We start from the raw sequence: 17921 nt of genomic DNA, 5'->3' as shown, positions 1-17921 counted from the left end.
GAGAACCCGTAAACTACAACGGTCAGACTTTTGAGATGGGTAAGAGGGAAGAGTATAAGATAACCAATGTGAATAAGATCTCTCCCCTGGGGAAGATGAATGAAAAGAAAGCAAAGGCTTTTGTGGAAGAATATCTGAAGAGCATGGGCAATGACCCGGAAAAATTCACTCTAAACATCAATATAAATGAAAACTATAACGATCAAAATATAAAGGTATATAATATTTTTGCTAATCATGGTGATAAAGATAGAAACATCGATTTTAACTCAGTAATTGAGGTGGAGGCAGGGAAGATAATAAGCATTAATTATGGCGAATGGCTAAATCAGCCGACTTTCCCTGATGCCGATAATGGTATAGGAATAGAAAAGGCAGTGGAAACTGCAAAGGATTATTTATCCAAGGTAAGTCTTCCTTTTGAAAACATGCTGGAGGTGTCCGGGAAAGGTTACAACTACACAGTAAATTTCATCATGTATCAGGAGGGAGTCTTATACCCCGTTAATACGGTTAATGTCAATGTTGATAACGAGGGTAAGGTAGTTCGATTTAATATTAATTACAGTGACATCGAGAAAATCGATACTACTGGAATTATTACCATTGAAGAAGCCGAGGTAAAGCTGTCTCAGTATCAAAAACTTCAGCTCTCCTTTGTCTTACCGAGAGATCGGTATTCAGGAAATCCGGTGGGGGAACCGATTCCTGTTTATCAGCTCTCTGATATCAACGGCTTTGGGATAGATGCCAAGACGGGTGAGTTTGTAGGATATGGCGAATCGACCTTGCCTATGGCAGGAGGAAAGTTCGACCCTTATACTGCAGTAATCGGAGATAAGAATGAGAGGATCTTAAAGATTTTCATTGATACGGGTATTATCCCTCAGCCGGTACCGGAGGTTAGTGAAAATGTGATGGTAGGCCAGGCTGCATTAATACTTACTAAGGCATTTACCCCAAATTATTATCAGATGCCAGAGCCCAGAACGGAGGAGGGGGCTGTAGAAACCACGCCTGAAGGAATCGCCTTGAAGGCATTAATGAAAAAAGGTGTGATAAAAGAGGATGTAAAACCATCAGATGCCGTTACAAGAGCCCAGATTGCCCTCTGGCTTTCGAGAGCCGCCGGTTATGATAAACTTGTAGATTCGGATATAGACTTTACATTACCAGTAAAAGATATCAATGACCTTGATAAAGAAGTTAAAAACAGCATAGCGATAGTAACCGCGTTAGAGGTAATGGATATAAAAGATGGAGAATTCAAACCCTACGATTTGCTGACATTCTCGGATTTCTGCGTTATAGTATATAATGCCATGAAAAACATGTAGCCAAAATTATTATGGGGCAGTCTTTAGACCGCCCCATAAGGTCCAATTGTGTTCATATATACTTTACAGTCCCTTTCCCAGCGTTTCTTTAAATCTTTTACCCTGTTACCGCTTACTCCTTTGTTTATAAACCTAATGTTTTTTGCAGGATGTGCAGCTGATATCCACGATGCAGTTATCATAGAATAACCCAGGTCAAGGTCAGCAACGTTGTTGTAATCTCGGCCTGCGTCGGTCACACTGTCACCTTGAAACAGCATTACTGCGTTATCTTCTATAAGCATGTCAAACTCTCCTCGTATAATATGTATGGGGGTGAAACTTAAAAAAGGTGGTGAAAGGTGGTTCTCAATTTTTGGATTTACAAAGACTTACACGCCATGGGGTCCATGTATAGCTTATTATTGTAAGGTGAGAAAGCAGCTTGGAATTAAGTGAAATCTGACTAAGGAGTTGTATTAGATAGTTAATACATCCTTGTCATCAATGCTACTGACTCAACGTGGTCAGTGTGAGGAAACATATCTACCAGATGAAAATCTGAGATTGTGTAGAGATCGGATAATTCTTTTAAATTGGGTATTAGGGTTTTAGGGTTGCATGAGATATAGATAATTTTATTAAATTGCTGGGTTTTTATGAATTTTATAAGGTTTGGGTGTAATCCAGCCCTTGGTGGGTCCAATACTATATAATCAGGTTTTTCGACTCTGCTTTGTTGTTTAACAATTTCTTTTACATCTTCATTTATAAATTCTACATTGTTGATATTATTTAATATGGCGTTTTGCTTGGCTGCCTCTACCGCTTCTTTTACAATTTCTATTCCATAGACTTTTTTCGCTTTATTTGCGAGTAATAGGGATATTGTACCCGTTCCAGAATAAAAGTCGTATACAACATCTGAATTTTCTGCATAAGATAACGCAGTTTGGTATAAAACCTCTGTTCCTTTTGTGTTTGTCTGAAAGAAAGAGAAAGGACCAATTTTGAAAGTTAAATCTAAAATTTTTTCGTAAAAATAATCTCTACCGTATAATATTTCCATTTCATCTGCTTTGACAACGTTGGCTTTAGATTCAGTCTTGCTTTGAATTATGGAAACGATATTTCCTTTTAAGTTAGTATTCAGCATTTCTTCTTTCCATGTTTCTATTTCTTGATAATAATTATTATCTAAGGAAGTTACCAAGTTTAAAAGTATTTCCCCAGTTTTTAACCCTTTTCTGATGCCCAAATTTCTAAGAAAACCAGAGTGGTTTTTGTAATTTCTAAAAGGTATGTTCTTTTTTAAGAAGAATTCTCTTGTCTTCATAACAATATTGTTGAAATCATCATCAACCAGTTTACAATCTTTTGTGTAATAGACGTCGAATTTCTTACCTTTTCCTCTTAATCCCAAAACAAGAGGGCCATCTTTGTATTCGTTACCAAAAGAGTATTCCATTTTGTTTCTGTATCCATATATATCCACAGAAGGAGTAATACCATGATAATTATTAGATTTTATTTGATATTGATCAAACAATGAAAGAACGCTTTTTTCTTTTATTTTTAGTTGTTCGTTGTAACTGATATTCAATTTACTACATCCACCACATTTTTCAAAGGCTGAACATTTCTGCATTTTATGACTCCCTTTTCGATAATTAAAATAAAAAATACCCCCGAACAGTTCAATTATAACACTTTTCGGGGGAAATGGTTAGTTTTTTACTTTAACCTTATTTTAAGAAGAGGGCTAATAACTAATTATACTTTCTTCCATGCCGGCCATTGGGTCTAAATATTTTGTCAAATCATCTTCGTTTCCAGAAACCGCTACAAAACCGTCGTATGAATCAACTTCCCCAGTACCAGGAAGCCATGAAGCGTTCCATCCTTCTAAACCTGATAAATCTGGTATTTCATACTCATATGAATCTGCACTTCCCAACCAACCAGAGGATAATACTATCATCCAAACTATCGTCCAATCATTATTTGCTAAAGAGGTATTATAAAATCTTAATTCATGACCATTGATTTGGGGATCATACTTATTCCATGTGAATGTATTGTCAGAAAAAGTAGGTGTTGTCCAGTTAGTAGAAGGTAGCGTATTCAAAGTTTCAATATCAGACGGATAGTCTGTAAATTTTGTAAATAATCTATTAACTGAGTTTTCTGAATTATGATGACTTAAACTTAAAGCATATAAGTCATCTGAACTTGCAAGAGATTGAGGGATTTTTAGCTGAGAATCACCTGTGAACCAAGTAAATACCGGGGTTGTTCCACCCACTAACAAACTACCCCATGCATAAGCACCATTTATGGTAGTTGTAGCAAAGTATGTTGTGAAGTCTGTAAAGTCAGACAATGAAATATTTTTATTGTCAGTACCAGCTGTTATAGATCTATTTCTTTCTATATATATTTTTGAAAAATCTTCCCCTTGTTCTCCTGCTAAAATTACCAAATCATAGGTGCCAGGAATCGTTTGTACTGGGTATGTTAAATCATCTGGGTATGTTAAATCATCCTCCAATTTAAACCATGGAAACGCATGATCCAAACCGTAAAAGATGCCTACGTATTTCCCTCTAAACTCATTTCCAAAATTCAAATTTAATGTAGCTTCAAAAGTATCTGGCCAGTACTCAAAGGTTATTGGTACTTCTTTTCCTTCGGTGGTATTGAGATTCATTACTTGAATGTCATAGTTAAATTTCTCACTCCAAGGGTCATACGATTTGTTGACAGCATAGATGCTGAAATTCCCATCAGCTGATTCAGGAGTAAAAGTGTACACGCCGTTAGTTGAACTTAATTTTTCCCAGGTTCCATCTTTCCCATCTTTATAAGCTAAAAACTCTATGCTTTCTCGAGCGGTGCCGATGAATGTGTTTATTATTACATCATTGGTTATGTCATTTCCGGTGCCATCCCCACCGATAGGTAGATTTGCGCAACTTACAAAGAGCAAACCGATCGCTAAGATCATAAAGAACACGCTTAATTTCTTCATTTAAAATCCTCTCCTTTTATAAAAAGTTGTTTATTAGATTTTAGTAAAGAGATCTAAAAAAAATCTAAAACAACTTTTTTGGAGAGGATTAATAAATTTGAAATTCTTTGACAAAGTAACTTATTTCTTTTGAATTAAAAGCTGTTCCTAACTCTTTTTTGTACAACTCGTTGATATATTTGTAATAATCCAAAGCCTTTTTTCTTTCACCTTTTTTCAGTAGAAGATTGATATACTCAATGTTCATTTCGTCGGCGAAAGGCTCAATTCGTAAGTATTCGTCTAAATAATTTTCTGCCATTTCAATGTCTTTCTCTTTTTCTAAAGAATACAAAATAGCTAGTATTGACAGATAAGATTTTTCAGCATCTTCTATCTTAGGGATTGCCCAATCGTCGTAAATATTAGAAGGTAAAAGGCCATAGGAATAGAGTTTCTTAGCCTTTAAATAATGTTCTTTAGCTTTTAAGTATTGTTTGTTTTTAAACGATTTATTTCCTTCTTCAAAATGAAGGATAAAGTCTTCGTAATCCAAGTAATAAACCTTGTTTACATTGAATTTGTAATTTTTATTTTTTTGAAGTATGTATTCCTCAACCAAACCAAACTCTTGAAATCTCTTTCGTATGTCGTGAAGTGCTACGTATAAGCTTTGACGACTTTTTTCAAAAGGTAAATTTGGCCAGAAGTTTTCAATTATTACATCTTGAATAATCCATTGATCATAATTCAAAGTTAAAAATTTAAAAAGTTCTAACGCTTTTTGATTTCTAACCTTTCTCATTGTCAAAACCTTATCACCACATACCAATCTAAATTCACCAAAGAGATAGATTTTAGGGTATAAAGCTTTTTTTGATTCAAGATATGAGATTTCTTGGGCATCTTCGAATCTCAATTTAAATGAAGTATCTAAGGAAGGTATTTTAAGTCCCAAATTAATTTCAATGAGATCTTCAATTAAGCTCGTTATTTCGGGATATTTTTGGAGAATAAATTGGTAATTGTTATCTGATAATAACTTGTTAAATGTTTTTAAATCTTCATTATAAGAAGACAAATTGAATGATTTACTTAAAAACAATTTTAAGAGTAACGCTTGAGTTAATATTAATTTTGCTTTCCCTTCTTTGGCTACATGAATAATTTTTTCAATGTATGGCAGGGCTTTTTCAAATTGTTTTAAATGTATCAATAATCGAACTTCTTGTAGTTCAAAGTTCAATATCTGATATTTGTTGAAAATAGTTTTGCCAATTTTTATTGCCTTTTCAACTGTTGAAAAAGATTCTTTAAGTTCACCTTTTTTTAAAAGATATTGGGATTGGACGAAGTAATAATTTGCTTGAAGAAATTTTGATCTTGAATAATAATTTTCAGCTTCCTTTAAACTTTTTTGGGCGGGTTGTAATTCATTTTTTTCTACTTCTAGCTTGGCTTGCAAGATTTTTAAGACAGGAAGGTAAGCGATGTTTTTAGTTTCCAAGTATATGTTTTCAAAGGCTTCGAGATGCTCTTTAGCTTTGTCATATTTTTGTGTTTCAATATAAAAATCGGTAAGATTCCCATTTAAAAGTGCTTTCCCATATATATCTTTTAAATCCTCAAAACTTTTTAAGGATTTAATGAAGTAGTTTTCCGAACTTTCTAGATTTCCTTCGATTAGAAAAATATTGTAAGCAAGGTTGTTAAGAAGCCATGGCTTCATTTCTGTATAATTAAACCGTTCGCATAATTCCATAGCTTTGTTCAAATATATTTTCCCTTCACCTAATTTTGAAAGGTTAGAATAACTGGTTCCCAATAGGTTGTACAAGGAAGTTAAGCTTTGGTAATTTTCATTTGGTATACTTTTCAGCAATTCATTTCCCATTTCGATGACCTTTTCATATTTTTCTTGATGCCAGTAGATTCCTATTATTTGTGTGTCTATATTCTCAAGAATACTTTTGTTGGAAATTTTATGAATGTTATCTTTTACCATTCTATAATCTGCAAGAGCTTCATCAAACATGGAATATTTCTCTTCTATAACACCACGATAATAGTACAATTCAATGTTATTGGTGAAAAAAGAGGTAGGTACTGAATCTAACCATTTTTTTATGATTGAAAAATCTTTTATCAATAACTCAGAATGATTGAGAAAGAAGTTATAGGCTTTTTTTAAATCTTTCATATTCAGTAAGCAATGAAATTGCCCATGGTAATCGTGCTCTTTTTCATATATGCTAAAAAGCGTCTGGCATATCTCGTTTTTTTCTCTTTCTCCAATGCCTTTAGAGATCGTTCGACGGAATATTTCGTTCATATAGTAATAATGCGGATCCTTTTTTTCTAACATGTTTAAATCGTACAACTTTTCAAAAGACTCGTGAACTTTTTTATCGTTTTTGAGGTTGAAATATGCTTTACAAATCTTTGGTTCTATTTCAGTCATTAAACTGAAAACTTTCAAATACTCTCTTAAATCTTCTGATAAGACTTCAGTTAATAAGTTTATATATTCATCTATTCTTTTTGCTGAATCTATAAGCTCATCAAAGTTTTTTAGGTCTGTTGTCTCTATGTATGTGGTTAAAATATTAATATAGGTTGGTATTCCATCGGTTAATTGGTATAACTCTAACAACTTTTCTTCTGATAAGTTAATTTTTTTTGTGCTGATATAATTTTTAAATTCATCAAAAGAAAATTTTAGTTCATCTTCTTGAATAGTGTAAACATTATTATCCATAGCAAATTTTGTTAAATGAATCGGAAATTCTTGGTTAGTAGTAAAAAGAAAATGAACGTTTTGGGGTATGAAATTTAATAACAATTTAAGAAGATTTTCATTTTTCCCTTCAAAAACAACATTTTCGAAGGAATCAACAAATATAAATATTTCTTTCGTATAACTTGAAAAACCGTTTAATAGTTCAACAACCTTTTCTTCTTCAGTAAAAAAAGAAATAGTATTTTGTGAATCATCTTCAAATATTTTCAGATTTATTGTTTTGAACAATATATAGATTAGATGATTGAGGAACGTGTCAAAATCAAAATAATTCTGTGGGCAGCTAATCCATACTTTTTGTTCATTCAATGTATTAAAATACATACTAAAAGTAATGCTCTTACCATATCCCGAAGGAGCTTTTATTATAATGTAATTTTTACTTTTATTATTGATCATAGAATTAAGTAACTTTTCTCTATATTGATGATATGGTTTTATTAAGAGAGGCTTAAAAACCGGTTCTAATATTTTCATATTAATCAGCACCTTTGAATAAACAACACGGGAAAAATTATAATATATCCATAATTAATACGATATTGTTGATACCATTGATGGTTGTGTTTCCAAAGATATAGATAGAGTTTTGATTTTCGGGCTTTGATATACTAATTATCTCAAAATCAGAATCGAGTGTGTACGTGTTTAATTTTTCGACTTTTTCTTCTTCTAAATTTATTTCGTAAATTATTCCGACTTTTTTCCCATTTTCTATACTATAACCATATGCTAGGTATTTTTCATCTATTTTAGTAAAGCCTAAAAATTTGTTCGACCCTTCTAATGAAAATTCAAAAGAATCTCCAAATCCATTTAATTCGTCTACCTCTAAAATTCCGTAACTCATAGGTGTTGATGAAGTTTCAAATAATACATAGTGTTTTCTACCCTCTTTGATAACCCCTACGGGAATGTTGTCGTTGGAATCCCCGTATACGTTTGACCATTTCATATTTCCATAGTAGTCAATTTTTAAAACGTATACATCAAAACCACCTACACCAAAAGATCTTGTGGCACCAAAGACCATAAAACCTTGATCTTGAGAGTTTTTAATATCTAAAGCAATTTCTACGTCGTTGCCACCAAAGTTGTTGGTCCAGATTCTCGTTCCGTCGTTTAAATACTTTGAAACGAAAATATCTGATAATTTTTTGTTAATGAACAAATTTCCCGTTACTGCGTAACTATCTTCGTCTATGTTTTTAATACTTATACCGCTATCTCTACCGATATCTCCATAATCTATCTGATAATTAACGCTACCATCTTCACTTATAGAAACAATGTAAACATTACCGTTTAAGCCGTAAGAGAGGGTATCGCCAACGTAGATTATATTCTTAGTGTTATCGGTAGAATCTTTAGTGAGTATGGCATCTCTAAAAAAGTCTGTATTATTTGCATGTAACGACTTTTCGTTTAAAATATTTCCATATGGGTCAATTTTCCATGTTTTTGCATCCCAATTTTCTGCTTTGCCTTCATAGCCGTAAAGGTAAAAGTTTTCTCCATCGTACAAACTTCCATAGATGTATTCATCGAAATCTTTAAAGAATATTTTGGTTAGTTCTGTCGCCTCAGACGTTAGTGAAGTAGGTTCAACGGGTATATCTATAGGAGTAGAGGGTTCTGTAATAGCCTCTTCTATTGGCACTGGTATTATGGTTTGAGTGGGTTCTGGTGTTATCTCCGTTGCCTGTGACGTTAGTGGAGTAGGTTCAACGGTTATAGTTACAGGAGTAGAAGGTTCTGTAATAGCTTCTTCTACTGGTTCTGGTGTTATGGTTTGAGTGGGTTCTGGCGTTATCTCCGTTGCCTCAGATGTAATTGGCGTGGCTTGGATGGTTATTGTTGATGGATGTGTCGCTATTTCTTCCTTCTCCTCCTCCTCCTCCTCCTCTTCTTCTTCTTCTTCTTCGATCGTTTGGGTTAAAGGCATTTTCTCCTTAATGTATCTCGTGAAATAATATTCAGAATCGAAATCATCGTAAAGTATTAAAAATCGAGTTAGAAAGTCTTTTACCCCTACCAATAAACCTTTGTCATATACTAAGGGTTCATCAATTATTTGGAATTTATTGATTGTGGAGTAATTCCAAACTAAACTTCCTTTCAAATCGAAGGACTTAATACTTTCTCCTACTAATATGAATCTATCTTTGTTAACAGGAACAAAATAATTGAAATTTTCATCATAGGTAAAAGTATTGATCAAATTTAATTCAGAATCATAAAAGTGAAGATTTTTTGAACCGGATAATAAAACTACTTTGTCGTAATAAGTGTATATTTTTCTTTGATATCTTTGAGTTTCTATTTGAAAGTCAAGTTGCGATATTTTTTGCAGGTTAGTGTCTAAGAGTGTAATATTATTATTAGTCAATATAGGGAATAAAGTCATATTTTGAATTTCAAGATAGTCAAAATCGAAAGTTTTGTCGTTAAAATTGAAACTTTCAACAGTTTCAAAATTACTATTCAATTTAATAAAATTATTCTCGATTAATAGATAGATATAACCTTCTTTTACTAAGGCTTTTTGAATGTTGTTGAAATCAATTTGTTTTTGTATTTGAAAATCATTGTTTATAGAAAAGATTTCATCATTACTGTAAAATATATTTTCTCCTGCTAAACCTTTAATCCTGACGTTCAATTGTGCCTTTTTTTCTAAAGAATAGTTGAAGATATAAGTTCCACTATGGGTTACTAGAAAAACAGTTTCACTTGTCAAAAATCCATTTTCAATATTTTGTTCAAAATCAACCGTTTTAACTATAACTTTATTGGTATTCATTAATTCAACCTTGTTTTTAGATATGCCGAGGAAGTTATCCTTTAAAGGAAGAATTTTATCAAACTCTTCAAATATGATAATATATGCATCTCCAGGACGCAAACTTCTTGTGGTAAATTTAGCCGTTTTGCTGAAGTACACGTTTCCATCCTGATCAACTCCTTCTACTTTCCAGTAATAAGTTGTTTCAGGCTTTAAGACGTCTCCGGTATAAAAGTTTGAAAAAATATTTTCCAATTTCAAATCTTTTTCATCTATATCTTGATCTTCAGATATGTATATTCTATATCTGAGCTCTTTTTCTTCCGCATCTATGGTTTGCCATCTAAAAGAAGTTCTTATGTCTACGTTTTGGGCATCCTCTTGTGGAGAGAGAATATTTATATTCAAAGCAAAAGAAATAGCGGAAAATAAAATTACAAGAAATATTAACGAATAATTTTTCATGGCAGCACCTCTAAAAAGTTATTTTTGGTAGGAAATTTACTGCAAAAAAGAGTTAGAAATCGAGTTAATATTATTTATGAATAAAGATAAAATTTTTGTGTTATGATCTTTGAATTTGACTGAAGTTATTTCTTCAGCCATACTTTGTATTCTAAACATGGACAAAAAAACTTTTAAAGCATCTTTAAAATTATTTATTTTAAACTCTACTATCGAGTCAAAATCCATCAAATGTTCTTCGAAATTAGCAAATATTTGAGCAAAAGTAAAAGACATGTCTTTGATTTCTTCTACATTTTCTTGAATAAAAGGTTCTAAAGATAAGGATTCTCCTAAGATTCTATCTTGGTAGAATCTTAAAAGTAATCTACCGAAAGCTAACCCATCTCCATCTTTCCAAAGAAACTGTGATATAGCTGTTGCTACTCTTTCCGATAGGCCGTAATTAAAGCCAGAAAGAAGTAGACTGTTCGTGAGTAATTCAACACCATCTGGATATAACTTTGGTTCTATCGAGCTCTCTTTCAACCAGCTAACGAAAGGGCGCTTTATTCCGTTGGTTGCTAGACGTTCCGACAAAGAAAAAGGGTCGATATTTCCCAATTCGTCTATACTTTCAAATATTGAATCGGAAATATTTTTGTCTGCAAATTCTTCCAGTTTGGAAACGTAAAGATCTAACCTGTCTAATTTATCTAATAGTAGGGTAAAATTTGATATGGGTTCTTTTAACAATATTTCTTTCACTCTTTCAACTCTACCTTGAGATAATTCGAACAATACTTTGAAATTAACAGCAACTGCGTGAAAGTCAGGATTCAAATTTAAAATTTCAAAATATTTTTCCACTTGTTCTTCATTTTCTATTATTACATAGAGTTTTAATAAAGTTAAAACAATAAGGTCTTTATTTTCTTCTGAAGCTGATTTTAAAGCTTTTTCCTCTGTTTCAATTGCTTGTAAGTATCTTCCCATGTTTTTATATTCCAAAGCTAATTCGTGAAGTATATAATCTGTTTCATTCAAGGAAGCGGCTTTTTCTAAGGCTTTTATTGCCTCATTGTGGTTTCCTAATCTAGCCAATGAATGAGCATCGTTATAATAAATTTCATATCTATCGCTATCTATTTCTAAGGCTTTTTGGTGGACTTTGTGTGCATCTTTATAGCGTTGATGTATATTCAAAGCAACACCCAATCTTTCATAGGCAGGAACAAATTTTTTATCGATCTCTATGCATTTTTGTAGAAGTGGTATAGCTTCTTCGAATCTGCCATTTTCCATGTATACATCCGCCATTTTCAGAAACCCTAACGTAAAGTCCTTTTCAAGTTCGACAGATTTAGAGTAATATTCTATCGCCTCATCATAGATGTTTCTTTCATACATGAGGTTACCAAGTTCATAATAACCATATGCAAAATTTGGCTTTTCTTTTATTGATTGTTTTAAATGTAATTCTGCGAGTTCAAGATTTCCTAATTTTTTGTAGTATAATCCAGTATAAAAATGCAATCTATAATCAGGATAAATTTTACCTGCCTTATCTAAAAATTCCTTCGCTTTTTCAAAATCTGTATCGTTGAGGGATTTTTTAAAAGCTTCATAATAATAATAAACCAAGTAAGATAAGTAATATCGGTTGTTTTTATCTATATCAATTTGAGCTTCTAAACCTCTAATAATTACATCCAAAGGTATTTTATTGGTTTTTCTTACTTTTTGAAAATCTTCCGCTAAAATAGGTAATTTTACAGGAAGATTATTCAACTTTGCATAATTGGGATCAATATTCAGGTAAACTATAGCATATTTTACTTCTTTCAAAAGAAACGCACCTCTTCATTTTTCTCTACATCTAAACAAATTAATTGAAAGCTTTATATTTGAAACCAAAAAAAATAAAACCACAAACTGCTCCTAAATAACTTGCAACCATATCTAAATTGCTATATGTATGATAAATACTGAATTTTTGAGCATATTCAGTTAATACGGGAACTAAAAGGAAAAAAATCAAAAAAAGTATGAAATAAGTTCTTTTACTTTTTTTGAAGAATGCCATAAAGAACAAATCGGCTCCCAAAAAGTATGAGATAAAATGAACTATTTTGTCTTCCCCTTTGAAATTAATATAATTTATTATAGGTTTAGAAATAGAAAGGTATATAATAAAAACTATATATAAAAAGAACAAAACTTTCCAAAACACATTTTTTATTTTTTTTATATCTTTATATTTTTTATCAACCATTTGACTACCTTTCTCTTTTTATTTATAACATATAAACCTGGGGAGGCTGCCCCAGGTTTGACAAGTTTTGGTTAACTCTATTTTTCATTCCATTCTAAATGTTTCAGTTCTATCATGATCTTCAATTATATGTTTATATCTGGCATAGGCAGCTTTAGCCATTTTTTCTAAAATACTTGGAAGATCACTATCAGTCCAATCTTCACCTAAAAAATTTATCAGTTCTTTTTTTAATTTAAAATAAGGCTCTTTATCTGGAACAAATCCTATATAACTTTCTATAAGTTTTCTATCTACTTTATCTTCTCCGTAAATGTTTTCTAGTAACTTACTTACACTTTCTGAAAAGAGATCGGGGATCTCTTGAAATTTTTTAGTGAGGTCTAATTTGTTCTGGTAAGATGGCTTGATTTCATTGTAGTACTTTATAAACGATTTCACGGGGGATCCCTCCTTTTTGGTGTTTTAATTTTTAATTAGTTAAAGAATATGTAGAACTTTTAAAGAATTCGTCTTTAAGAAATTTAAAATTGTCATTTTCTATAGCTTCTCTCATTTTCTCTACCAGCGATATGTTGAATCGCAAATTATGAATGCTTAAAAGGACTTTCCCGAGTACCTCATCTTTTTTGAAAAGATGGTGTATATAACCACGAGAGTGATTTTTACAAGTATAACAATCGCATTCTTCATCAATAGGTTTTTGGTCAAATTTAACCTGTGAGGATTTTAAGTTGAGTTTTCCTTTCCATGTTAGTGCCGTTCCGTGCCTTCCCATTCTTGTTGGTAAGACGCAATCGAACATATCCATACCGTTTTCCACAGATAGAAACATCATCGTGGGAGAACCTATTCCCATTATGTACCTTGGTTTGTTTTCGGGCAATTTATTGCCAAAAGCTTTTAAAATCTTTTCAGAATCTTGGTATTTTTCTCCTACGGCTAATCCACCCAATGCATAACCGTCAAAATCCAAAGAGGTTATCTGGGATAAACTGAGTTCTCTTAAATCTTCAAAGAGTCCTCCCTGAACTATACCGAATAATGCCTGCCCATTATTATGATTATTATTATGATATCGTTTGGATCTTAAAGCCCAATTAAAAGTTTTTTGCACGCTATCTTTTACAGCATCGTAACCAGATAAGGAGTTTATACATACATCTAGAACCATTGCAATGTCCGACCCAATTACTTTTTGTATATCCAGAGATTTTTCTGGTGTTAACTCTATTTGAGAACCATCCAGCGGAGATTTGAAAATTACTTTTTCATCAGTTAATTTAGTATTTGGTAAGGAAAATACCTGAAACCCTCCGCTATCTGTCAAAATTGGTTTTTCCCAGTTCATGAAGTTATGAAGACCTTTAAAATGCTCAAGAATTTCTAACCCGGGTCTTAAGTAAAGATGAAAAGCATTGGCTAATATTATCTCACTATTGATATCATTTAATAATGAGTTTGTAAGAGTTTTTACCGTTGCATTCGTACCAACTGGCATAAAAACCGGTGTTTCAATGGTGCCGTGTTTTGTGATAATACGTCCTCGCCTAGCCCCGGTGTATTTGTCAGTATGAATTAATTCGAATTTTATAGGCGAATCATCCATTAACCTTTTATTTCCTCCTTCAACTCTTTTAGCAAGGAATCTGCTTCATTTTTAAACTCTATTATATCATTTAAAAGGTTTTTTCTTACTTCTGCCTCTTTTATTTTTTCTAAATTAGCTTCAACAGAAATAATAGCCGAATTCAAAGCGGCCCAAGCTAAATAACAAGTAATTTTTGATTCGGGTTTTAAGACGGGGCTACCATATTTGTAAAGGGTAAAGCAATTTTTTAGGATGTTATAACAAGATTTAGCTACGTTGAAAGAAAAAAAAGCGGCAGCTGTTAAAAAATTGTCCTTATCTTTTCCTTCCTTGACATTCTTGATTCTTTCTGCATATTTAGAAGCTTCCTCGGCGTATTCCATTAATTTTTCTTTGATATCTATAAGATTTTCTAAGGCTACTTCTAGAGTATTTTCATAATCTTTGTCATTTCCATTGGAGATTGTATAATTTGCCACCATGTAACCCAGTGCAGACGCTAAAGCGCCTACTAAAGCTGTTACAGTTTCTCCAGCAGAAGCTGGATCTGTGGATGAAATTTTATTTAAAATTTCCTCAAAAGTCATATCTTTATACATTCATCCACCTCCCATCACAAAATGATTAAAGTATCTATACTTTTATTATACCATACTTTTAGGGTTAATTAGTGTGAAAGAAAATTAAAATGAGATTAACGAAGTTCTTCCATAATCTTCTGGGGGAGTGCGGCATAAAGAGGAGGGTTTTATTTAAATAGATGTAAGAAGACTCCTACTCTATAAGTTATGAAGAATTGATCCAAAGCATAGGAAGTAATTAAATTACCAAAAAATCTTTTGGATACTTGTTTAATACTTCACAACCATCATCAGTCACCAAAACCAGGTCTTCTATCCTTACCCCGCCAACACCTGGTAAATAAACTCCTGGTTCTATTGAAAAGATCATACCAGGTATTAGAATTTCTTCGCTATTTGAAGATATGTAAGGTTTTTCATGAACCTCTATCCCTACACCATGTCCAGTTCGATGGGTGAAGTACTTGCCATATCCTTTGCTTTCTATATAACTACGCGTAGTGGAATCAATCTCAGAAGCCTTAAGACCAGGCTTTATTTTTTCAATAGCTTTCAAATTGGCTTCTAATACTATTTGATAGATGTTTTTGATGGGTTCAATAGGTTTGCCAAAAAAGACGGTCCTTGTCATATCTGAACAATAATGATTTTTTATGCAACCCATATCTATCAATACAACATCCCCATCTTTTAACTTTGCATTAGTGGGCATATGATGAGGATTAGAAGTATTCTGGCCGTATCCAACTATAGGCTCAAAAGAAACACCATCGGCCCCTTCTTTTTCGAAGATATTTTTGATGGCTTTGGCTAAGTATTTTTCTGGAAGCATCTCCGATACAAGATCTATAACCTTTTCCATAGCAGTGTCATTTAATAAAGAGGAGGACCTCATTAACGATATTTCTTCAGCTTCTTTTACCATCCTTAATTCACTGATTATTGGGGAAAGATGTTTTAAGGATAAATCTTTAGTATTTTCCATTAAATCCAAAAGAAAGCCAGCATCCCATCTTTCATCTATACCTAATGGTTTATCTTTTTCAATGAGAGAAGATAACATCTTAATAGGATCTTCAGAATCAGAATATTTAATCAAATTTACTTCATCAACGGTATTTACCGTGAACAATTCATTGACTAGCAACTTAACCTCGCCAGAAGTATTTACATATAATGCCAACAACCTTTCTCCGGGTTCAAACCACTCTTGTAAAAAATAGTAAAGAGAAGGTGGTGAGGATATTATTGCTTGATGAAAATTATTTTTTACCATCTTATTGAGAAGTTTTTCTATCCTATCTTTACGCAATCTTCAATATGCCTCCCCTGGAAAGTGTCTAATTTTATTCGATTTATATTCATAATTGTATCATAAAAAAGTAGGAAGCAGATAATAACTTCTCAACTTCCTACTTGCTGGGGTTAATGTTATTCTTTAACTTCCTTAATCTTTAGCCACCAATCGTATCCTTCTTCGGCTGATGTTTTTCTCTTCATTGCTTCAGCATAAGTTGATGCTGGTGGAATTATTACCTTACTTCCAAGTATTGAGTTGTCAGGCCAATTGGCTGGGGTTACTACCTTGTTTTTGTCTGACAATTGTAGAGCCCTTACAGCTCTGTATATTTCATTGATGTATCTTCCTACTTCTGAAGGATAGTACATGATTAGTCTAATAGTTCCTTCAGGATCTAAAATGAAAACCGCTCTAACAGTTGCAGAACCTTTTTCTGGGTCTACCATTCCCAATCTTGAGGCTACCCTTCCCATTGTATCAGCTATTATTGGGAAAGTAATTTCCACACCAAGGTTATCTTTGATCCATTCCATCCATTTGATGTGTGAATAAACAGCATCAACTGAAAGCCCTAAAAGTTCAGTGTTTATCTTTTTGAAATCTTCATGCTTTTTTGCAAATTCAACAAATTCTGTTGTACATACGGGTGTAAAATCCCCTGGATGGCTGAAGAGTACCAACCATTTTCCTTTGTAATCTTTCGGTAGTTCTTTTACACCGTCCGTTGTTAATACTTTCATCTCAGGAAACTTTTCTCCAATTAAAGGAATTCTTCCTTCCATATTTACCTACCTCCTATTTGATAATTTTTTATTTTTGAAATATCTATTTTTTAGGTTTGTCTAAAAAAATTATATATCGAAAAAGTAGAAAAGTCAAGTAAAAAATTAAATGCAATTTTTAAGTATATATTTCTTTATTATTGCTATCAAGGTATAAAAGTTTTTGGAAAATAATAATTTTGCTTCAAAATTCTAATGTTATAATAATTGTGGACGATAATAAATATGGAGTTCAAATTGTTGAAAGGAGGGACTAAATTATGGATATCAACAATATCAATCCTGCTGGCGGTAAGAATTTAGATAAAATAAATCAAAAAAAGCTTGATAAGGATTTTTTCAAGAGGCAGATAAAATCAAAAAGCCTAGAAAGTGCTAATAAGATTACAGGAGAATCAAAGAAGTATATAGAACTATCAAATAAGATACCAGAAATTCGGCGAGAGCTTGTATCGAAACTGAAGGAATCTATTGAAAACGGCTCTTACAATATCAATGTAGACCAAATTGTAAATAAAATGTTTGAGTAAAGTGGGTGACCGTCATTAATAATTTAGAAGCGATAAAAAATGTATTAAATGAAGAGAACGCCAGTTTAATAGAGTTAAAAAACTCTTTTTATAACCTAAGAGAAGGCTTAGTAAAAAAAGTATCGGTCGAAGAGATTAATTCAACCCTTTTGACGATTGAAAAATTATCGAGTAACTTTAAAAAAGTAGAGAACTTAAGAGCACAGTTAATATCTACCCTATGTTTAGAAGAAAATATAGAGAACAAATTAGAATCGATTATTAATTATTTTTCAAAGAGGGACTATGAAATCGCCCTTCTTTTTTCAGAGCTTGTTAAAAATTTAAAGGAATTAGTAGGTGAAATCGATCTTTTAAGCAACATTATTTCATTTCAATCTAATCTGAACAATTTTATTTATCAAATTTTGAATCCTGAATCGATTACAAACAGCAAAACTTACTCTCAAAAGGGTAGTAGAATGAACAAAGATTTGACTTCAAGAAGTTGGAGGGGTTAGCGTGTGC

At 32.3% G+C, this 17921-nt stretch carries 15 protein-coding genes; 3 read left to right on the top strand and 12 right to left on the bottom strand.

Features of this window, described 5'->3' with window-relative positions; genetic code table 11:
- Positions 1 to 95: 95 nt before the first annotated feature.
- The gene (locus AD60_RS02210) at positions 96 to 1337 is read left to right on the top strand and encodes a hypothetical protein (protein WP_146048828.1); all 1242 of its coding nucleotides are present in this window, start codon (positions 96 to 98) and stop codon (positions 1335 to 1337) included.
- A gap of 23 nt (positions 1338 to 1360) precedes the next feature.
- Here the strand turns inward: AD60_RS02210 and AD60_RS02205 are convergent, their stop codons facing one another.
- The 12 genes from AD60_RS02205 to AD60_RS02150 form a co-directional block, all read right to left on the bottom strand.
- Positions 1361 to 1597: a hypothetical protein gene (locus AD60_RS02205; RefSeq protein WP_199177820.1), complete on the bottom strand. Its 237-nt coding sequence runs from the start codon at positions 1595 to 1597 to the stop codon at positions 1361 to 1363.
- Between the two features lie 206 nt (positions 1598 to 1803).
- Positions 1804 to 2964 (bottom strand): 23S rRNA (uracil(1939)-C(5))-methyltransferase RlmD, encoded by a 1161-nt coding sequence (gene rlmD, locus AD60_RS02200; RefSeq protein WP_103927249.1) that lies wholly within the window; start codon positions 2962 to 2964, stop codon positions 1804 to 1806.
- A 114-nt stretch (positions 2965 to 3078) separates the two neighbouring features.
- Positions 3079 to 4347: a hypothetical protein gene (locus AD60_RS02195; RefSeq protein WP_103927248.1), complete on the bottom strand. Its 1269-nt coding sequence runs from the start codon at positions 4345 to 4347 to the stop codon at positions 3079 to 3081.
- A gap of 88 nt (positions 4348 to 4435) precedes the next feature.
- Positions 4436 to 7603 carry a hypothetical protein gene (locus AD60_RS02190; RefSeq protein ID WP_103927247.1) on the bottom strand — a complete coding sequence of 1056 codons (3168 nt, stop codon included), beginning with the start codon at positions 7601 to 7603 and terminating at the stop codon, positions 4436 to 4438.
- A 37-nt stretch (positions 7604 to 7640) separates the two neighbouring features.
- On the bottom strand, positions 7641 to 10376 hold the full coding sequence (locus tag AD60_RS02185) for a hypothetical protein (protein WP_103927246.1): 2736 nt from the start codon (positions 10374 to 10376) through the stop codon (positions 7641 to 7643).
- Between the two features lie 36 nt (positions 10377 to 10412).
- Positions 10413 to 12203 carry a tetratricopeptide repeat protein gene (locus AD60_RS02180; RefSeq protein ID WP_103927245.1) on the bottom strand — a complete coding sequence of 597 codons (1791 nt, stop codon included), beginning with the start codon at positions 12201 to 12203 and terminating at the stop codon, positions 10413 to 10415.
- Positions 12204 to 12243: 40 nt separating this feature from the next.
- Positions 12244 to 12630 (bottom strand): VanZ family protein, encoded by a 387-nt coding sequence (locus AD60_RS02175; protein ID WP_103876250.1) that lies wholly within the window; start codon positions 12628 to 12630, stop codon positions 12244 to 12246.
- 84 nt (positions 12631 to 12714) lie between these two features.
- Positions 12715 to 13071, bottom strand: coding sequence for a hypothetical protein (locus tag AD60_RS02170; RefSeq protein ID WP_103876249.1), 357 nt, complete (start codon positions 13069 to 13071; stop codon positions 12715 to 12717).
- A gap of 31 nt (positions 13072 to 13102) precedes the next feature.
- Positions 13103 to 14239 (bottom strand): tRNA guanosine(34) transglycosylase Tgt, encoded by a 1137-nt coding sequence (gene tgt, locus AD60_RS02165; RefSeq protein WP_103876248.1) that lies wholly within the window; start codon positions 14237 to 14239, stop codon positions 13103 to 13105.
- Positions 14239 to 14820, bottom strand: coding sequence for a cyclodeaminase/cyclohydrolase family protein (locus AD60_RS02160; protein ID WP_103876247.1), 582 nt, complete (start codon positions 14818 to 14820; stop codon positions 14239 to 14241). The genes tgt and AD60_RS02160 overlap by 1 nt, the downstream gene beginning before the upstream one ends.
- 220 nt (positions 14821 to 15040) lie before the next feature.
- The gene (locus AD60_RS02155; protein ID WP_103927244.1) at positions 15041 to 16114 is read right to left on the bottom strand and encodes a Xaa-Pro peptidase family protein; all 1074 of its coding nucleotides are present in this window, start codon (positions 16112 to 16114) and stop codon (positions 15041 to 15043) included.
- A 119-nt stretch (positions 16115 to 16233) separates the two neighbouring features.
- Positions 16234 to 16884, bottom strand: coding sequence for a peroxiredoxin (locus AD60_RS02150; protein WP_103876245.1), 651 nt, complete (start codon positions 16882 to 16884; stop codon positions 16234 to 16236).
- 260 nt (positions 16885 to 17144) lie between these two features.
- Here AD60_RS02150 and AD60_RS02145 point away from each other — a divergent pair, with 260 nt between their 5' ends.
- Positions 17145 to 17414, top strand: a complete 270-nt coding sequence (locus AD60_RS02145) for a flagellar biosynthesis anti-sigma factor FlgM (protein WP_103876244.1) — start codon at positions 17145 to 17147, stop codon at positions 17412 to 17414.
- A 5-nt stretch (positions 17415 to 17419) separates the two neighbouring features.
- A complete protein-coding gene (locus AD60_RS02140) occupies positions 17420 to 17914 on the top strand; it encodes a hypothetical protein (protein WP_103876243.1) in 495 nt (164 codons plus the stop codon).
- Positions 17915 to 17921: the final 7 nt, after the last annotated feature.

Source organism: Petrotoga sp. SL27 (assembly GCF_002924605.1).
In the GTDB taxonomy this organism is placed as follows: domain Bacteria; phylum Thermotogota; class Thermotogae; order Petrotogales; family Petrotogaceae; genus Petrotoga; species Petrotoga sibirica.
This window is presented reverse-complemented; position numbering and strand designations above follow the sequence as displayed.